Source organism: Streptomyces sp. NPDC007162, assembly GCF_040634175.1.
Taxonomy (GTDB): Bacteria; Actinomycetota; Actinomycetes; order Streptomycetales; family Streptomycetaceae; genus Streptomyces.
On record NZ_JBEYFC010000552.1, the window covers coordinates 1 to 5,504 of the forward strand.

Consider the following 5,504-nt stretch of genomic DNA (forward strand, 5'->3'; position numbering starts at 1 on the left):
GTCACCGCCATCCCCGGCCCCAAGTCGCAGGAGCTGCAGACCCGCCGTCTCGCCGCGGTCGCGCAGGGCGTCGGCTCCGTGCTGCCGGTGTTCACGAAGTCGACGATGCCGCCCTCGTAGTGGTACGTGACCGTCTTGACCTCGGACTTCTCGTCCGCGCCCGCCTCGTCCGCCCCGGCGACGGCCTTCGCCGACTCGCGCTCGTCGGTGAGCCGGATGGTCAGGCCCTTGTTGAGGAACGCCATCTCCTGGAAGCGCCGCGAGAGCGTCTCGAAGGAGTACTCCGTGGTCTCGAAGATGTCCGGGTCCGCCCAGAACGTGACCGAGGTGCCGGTCTCGCTCGTCTCCTCGTGCTGCGCCAGCGGAGCCGTCGGGACGCCCAGCTTGTAGTCCTGCGTCCAGCGGTGACCGTCGGTCCTGATCTCGACGGACACCCGGGACGACAGCGCGTTCACGACGGACACACCCACACCGTGCAGACCGCCGGAGACCGCGTAGCCGCCGCCGCCGAACTTGCCGCCCGCGTGCAGCACGGTCAGCACGACCTCGACGGCCGGCTTGCCCTCGGACGCCACGATGCCGACCGGGATGCCACGGCCGTTGTCGACGACGCGCACGCCGCCGTCGGCCAGGACCGTCACGTCGATGGTGTCCGCGTGGCCCGCCAGAGCCTCGTCGACGGAGTTGTCCACGACTTCGTAGACCAGGTGGTGCAGACCGCGCTCACCGGTGGAACCGATGTACATACCGGGTCGCTTGCGGACCGCGTCCAGCCCTTCGAGCACGGTGATGGCGCTGGCGTCGTACGAGGCGGTGACCTCACCGTTCGCGCCGGCGTCGGTGGACGGGATGTTCTCGTTGGGGTTGCCGGAATCGGCCACGAAGCGCCCTTTCTGGCACTGGCACAGCACGAGCCGGACTCCTGGGGGTCACCCCCGTGACGAGGGCTGCCGGAGCGGCTGCGGCATGTTGCGTTGGTAAGCCTTGATCAGCGTTGCTCAGCTTTTCCCGGACGGTCCCCACGTTCGGGGCGGGATTGTCTCCCAGTCTACCGGTAGCGCCGACAGTGATGGGGGTTTGCCGGTACCTGAGTCCGCATGTGCCGCCCTGAACCCGCCTCCGCCGACTCCCGATATACGGATGGGGGCTCCAAGAGGCTCACGGAGGCACTCAGCGCTTCCAGCTGTCAACCCTTGGCTACTCCGGGGTCAGGTCGCGATTCGCAACCGCGTGCGGTTGTACGACGACCGGCCGGGACGGCCGTACGACGGCACCGCACCCGGCTGCGAGCGTGACGTAAGTCACCCGTAGGTATCGCCGGGGCCGGTGCTCCCAGGGGCCCGCAGCGGGCCGTAGCGCCGGGCCGGACCGCCCGGATTCAGCACCTTGATCAGGCGCACGGTGCCGTGCCCCAGGTCCTCGTTCAGACGTGCGACCAACGCCGGCGCGAGATGACGCAGCTGCGTCGCCCAGGCCGTCGAGTCGCACTGCACCACCAGCACCCGCTCGTCCTCGTCGTACCGCTGCGGCACACAGTGCTTGGCCAGGTCCTCACCGACGATCTCCGGCCAGCGGCCCATCACCCCGCCGACCGCGGCCGGCGCCTCCCAGCCGCGCTCCGTGATCAGCCGGTTGATGGCGGATCCGAGCGCCATGGGGTCACGGCCGTCGGCGCGCGCGCCGGAGCGCAGACCACCGCGCCGCGCCTGCTTCTTCTGCTGCGCCGCGTCGCCTCGCGCGCGTGCCGCCTCCTTCGCCGCCCTGAGCGCCACGCGCGCGAGGTCGACACCGGAAGGCTCCTTCCCGGGTACAGGTCCTTCGGTGCTCATACGCGCTCCACCGTCCCGTCCGCCACCGCATAGCGCACACCGGCGAGCACATGCGGTACGTCGTCGTCCACCGCCGCGGTGACCAGCACCTGCTCACCGGGCGCGACCAGCTCCGCCAGCCGCTCGCGGCGCCTGGCGTCCAGCTCGGCGAACACGTCGTCGAGCACCAGCACCGGTTCGTTGCCCTCGGCGCGCAGCAGGTCGTACGACGCGAGGCGCAGCGCCAGCGCGTACGACCAGGACTCGCCGTGCGAGGCGTACCCCTTGGCGGGCAGCTGGCCGAGTTTGAGGACCAGGTCGTCGCGGTGCGGTCCGACCAGGGTCACCCCCCGCTCGATCTCCTGCTTGCGGGCGTCCGCGAGAGCGGCCATCAGCTGGGCGTACAGGTCCTCGCGCGCGTGCGCCTCGCCGGGCGCCGACGGCCTGTACTCCAGCCCGACCGGGCCGCCGCCCGGCGCCAGCTGCTCGTAGGCCTTGTCGGCGAGCGGCCGCAGCGCGGCGATCAGGTCCAGCCGCTGGGCGAGCAACTCGGCGCCGGCCCGCGCGAGGTGCTGGTCCCACACGTCCAGCGTGGACAGGTCCATCGACCGCCCACCGTGCCGCCGCGCGAGGGCGGCGGTCTTCAGCAGGGTGTTCCGCTGCTTGAGGACGCGCTCGTAGTCGGACCGCACCCCGGCCATCCGCGGAGAACGAGCCGTGATCAGCTCGTCGAGGAACCGCCGCCGCTCACCGGGATCGCCCTTCACCAGGGCGAGATCCTCGGGCGCGAACAGCACGGTCCGTACGATCCCCAGCACGTCCCGCGGCCTGACCTGCGAGGACCTGTTGATGCGGGCGCGGTTGGACCTGCCGGGGTTCAGCTCCAGCTCGACCAGCTGCTGCCGGTCGCCCTGCCTGACCTGCGCCCGGATGACCGCGCGCTCGGCGCCCATGCGGATCAGAGGGGCGTCGTTGGCGACCCGGTGGCTGCCGAGGGTCGCGAGGTAGCCGACGGCCTCGACCAGGTTGGTCTTGCCCTGGCCGTTCGGGCCGACGAAGGCGGTGACGCCCGGGTCGAGCGGGACCTCGACCCGGGCGTAGGAGCGGAAGTCGGCCAGCGACAGATGCGTGACGTGCATGGTGGTTTCGCCGGCCTCCCCGTGCCCTGCTTCTTCTCTACTTCGCCTCTACGGCGTGGCCGCCGAACTGGTTGCGCAGCGCGGCGATCATCTTCATCTGCGGCGAGTCGTCCTGGCGGGACGCGAACCGCGCGAACAGCGACGCGGTGATCGCGGGCAGCGGCACCGCGTTGTCTATCGCGGCCTCCACGGTCCACCGGCCCTCGCCGGAGTCCTGGGCGAAACCCTTCAGCCTGTCCAGGTGCTCGTCCTCGTCGAGGGCGTTCACCGCGAGGTCGAGCAGCCAGGAACGGATGACCGTGCCCTCCTGCCAGGAACGGAAGACCTCGCGCACGTCCGTGACGGAGTCGACCTTCTCCAGGAGCTCCCAGCCCTCGGCGTAGGCCTGCATCATCGCGTACTCGATGCCGTTGTGGACCATCTTCGCGAAGTGCCCCGCGCCGACCTTGCCGGCGTGCACCGAACCGAAGTCGCCCTCGGGCTTCAGCGCGTCGAAGACGGGCCGCACCTTCTCGACGTGCTCGGCGTCGCCGCCGTACATCAGGGCGTAGCCGTTCTCCAGGCCCCAGACGCCGCCGGAGACCCCGCAGTCGACGAAGCCGATGCCCTTGGCCTCCAGCTCCTCGGCGTGCCGCTCGTCGTCCGTCCAGCGCGAGTTGCCGCCGTCGACGACCACGTCACCGGGCTCCAGCAGCTCGGCCAGCTCGTCGATCGTGGACTGGGTCGGGGCGCCGGCCGGGACCATCACCCACACCACGCGTGGCCCGCTGAGCTTGCCCACAAGCTCTTCCAGGCTGTGGACATCGGCGAGGTCCGGGTTGCGGTCGTATCCGACGACGGTGTGGCCCGCGCGGCGGATCCGCTCGCGCATGTTGCCGCCCATCTTGCCGAGGCCGACGAGACCGAGCTCCATCAGTTGTTCCTTAGGTCGCGGTGTGGCAGGAGAGGCACTTTCGTACCCGCACCCGAGCCTAATCCCGGCCCTGTGCGCACAGTTGTGGGCATGGGCGCTCACCTGGGAAAACCCACCGCGCCACGGTGCCGGGTACCCACAGGAGGCACACGGCACCGTGCACAGCTGTGGACAACTCAGCCGCTGAGGCGCACCGGCATGATCAGGTACTTGTAGGCGTCGTCCGCCTCGGCGTCCAGCGCCGGCTTGCCGCTGAGCAGCGCGGGCTTGGTGGACGTCGTGAACGACAGCTGGGCGACCGGCGAGTCGATCGCGCTCAGACCGTCGAGCAGGAACGTCGGGTTGAAGGCGATCGAGATGTCGTCGCCCTCCAGCTGGGCGTCAACCCTTTCCACAGCCTGTGCGTCGTCGCTGGAACCGGCCTCCAGGATCAGCACACCCTGCTCGAAGCTGAGCCGCACCGGGGTGTTCCGCTCGGCGACCAGGGCGACGCGCTTGACGGCCTCCACGAAGGGGGCGGTCTCGATCACGGCGACCGAGTTGAACTCGGTCGGGAAGAGCGTGCGGTACTTCGGCAGGTCGCCTTCGAGCAGCCGCGTGGTGGTACGACGGCCGGCGCCCTCGAAACCGATCAGCCCCTCGCCCGCGCCGGAACCGGAGAGCGCCAGGATGACGCTGTCGCCGCTCGTGAGGGCCTTGGCGGTGTCCAGGAGCGTCTTGGCGGGCACCAGGGCCACCGCGGACGTCTCCGGGTTCTCCGGCTTCCACAGGAACTCACGGACCGCGAAGCGGTAGCGGTCGGTGGAGGCCAGGGTGACCGTGTCGCCCTCGATCTCGATGCGCACACCGGTGAGCACCGGCAGCGTGTCGTCACGGCCGGCGGCGATGGCCACCTGGGAGACGGCGGAGGCGAACACCTCGCCGGGGACCGTGCCCGTGGCGTTCGGCATCTGCGGCAGCGAGGGGTACTCCTCCACCGGCAGCGTGTGCAGCGTGAACCGCGAGGATCCACAGACCACCGTCGCCCGTACACCGTCTGTGGAAATCTCCACGGGCCGGTTGGGGAGCGCACGGCAGATGTCGGCGAGCAGACGGCCGGAGACCAGGACCGTGCCCTCCTCCTCGACCTCGGTCTCGACGCTGACCCTCGCGGACACCTCGTAGTCGAAGCTGGACAGGCTCAGCTGGCCGTCCTCGGCCCTCAGGAGCAGGCCGGCGAGGACCGGCGCCGGCGGACGGGCCGGGAGGCTGCGTGCCGCCCAGGCCACTGCCTCCGCGAGTACGTCGCGTTCCACCCGGATCTTCACCTAAGCCGCCTCCTGCTGTTGCCGGCGCTTCTCGCCCTGCTTCGCCTTCGTCGTCTGACTCGGTGTCGTGAGCCCCGGGGAGGGGAAGAACACCGGGGACCAGTCTGACGCACCGCACTGACAGCTGGTGCCCGTCGCGGTCAAGTCGTGACGAGGCGCGGTCAGAGGCCGAAGAGCGAGTTGTGCACAGGGCCCTCTTCGAAACGGATTCCCAGCTCTCTCTAGTTGGGAGTAGTAGTAGGGGCTGTGGATACCGTGGATAACCTCGTTTGCCCAGCTCAGGGCCGAGATTTTGTCCACTGCCCCTGTGGGTGGAGCCGGTGGACAACTCGGTGTC

General features: G+C 70.1%; 5 protein-coding genes. All 5 read right to left on the reverse strand.

The window, feature by feature from the left end:
* On the reverse strand, window positions 1-881 hold an 881-nt coding region (locus ABZ646_RS38875), incomplete at its 3' end, for an ATP-binding protein (RefSeq protein WP_360530118.1).
* Window positions 882-1,301: 420 nt separating this feature from the next.
* A complete protein-coding gene (locus ABZ646_RS38880) occupies window positions 1,302-1,829 on the reverse strand; it encodes a DciA family protein (RefSeq protein ID WP_360530121.1) in 528 nt (175 codons plus the stop codon).
* Window positions 1,826-2,947, reverse strand: coding sequence for a DNA replication/repair protein RecF (gene recF / locus ABZ646_RS38885; RefSeq protein WP_360530124.1), 1,122 nt, complete (start codon window positions 2,945-2,947; stop codon window positions 1,826-1,828). The genes ABZ646_RS38880 and recF overlap by 4 nt, the downstream gene beginning before the upstream one ends.
* 37 nt (window positions 2,948-2,984) lie before the next feature.
* Window positions 2,985-3,860, reverse strand: a complete 876-nt coding sequence (gnd, locus tag ABZ646_RS38890) for a phosphogluconate dehydrogenase (NAD(+)-dependent, decarboxylating) (protein WP_360530127.1) — start codon at window positions 3,858-3,860, stop codon at window positions 2,985-2,987.
* A 176-nt stretch (window positions 3,861-4,036) separates the two neighbouring features.
* Window positions 4,037-5,167 carry a DNA polymerase III subunit beta gene (gene dnaN / locus ABZ646_RS38895; protein ID WP_360530130.1) on the reverse strand — a complete coding sequence of 377 codons (1,131 nt, stop codon included), beginning with the start codon at window positions 5,165-5,167 and terminating at the stop codon, window positions 4,037-4,039.
* Between the last annotated feature and the right edge of the window lie 337 nt (window positions 5,168-5,504).

Bases quoted from the DNA above. Each gene is read 5' to 3' on its own strand.
- recF (WP_360530124.1), bottom strand. From the start codon at position 2,947: ATGCACGTCACGCATCTGTCGCTGGCCGACTTCCGCTCCTACGCCCGG.
- gnd (WP_360530127.1), bottom strand. From the start codon at position 3,860: ATGGAGCTCGGTCTCGTCGGCCTCGGCAAGATGGGCGGCAACATGCGC.
- ABZ646_RS38880 (WP_360530121.1), bottom strand. From the start codon at position 1,829: ATGAGCACCGAAGGACCTGTACCCGGGAAGGAGCCTTCCGGTGTCGAC.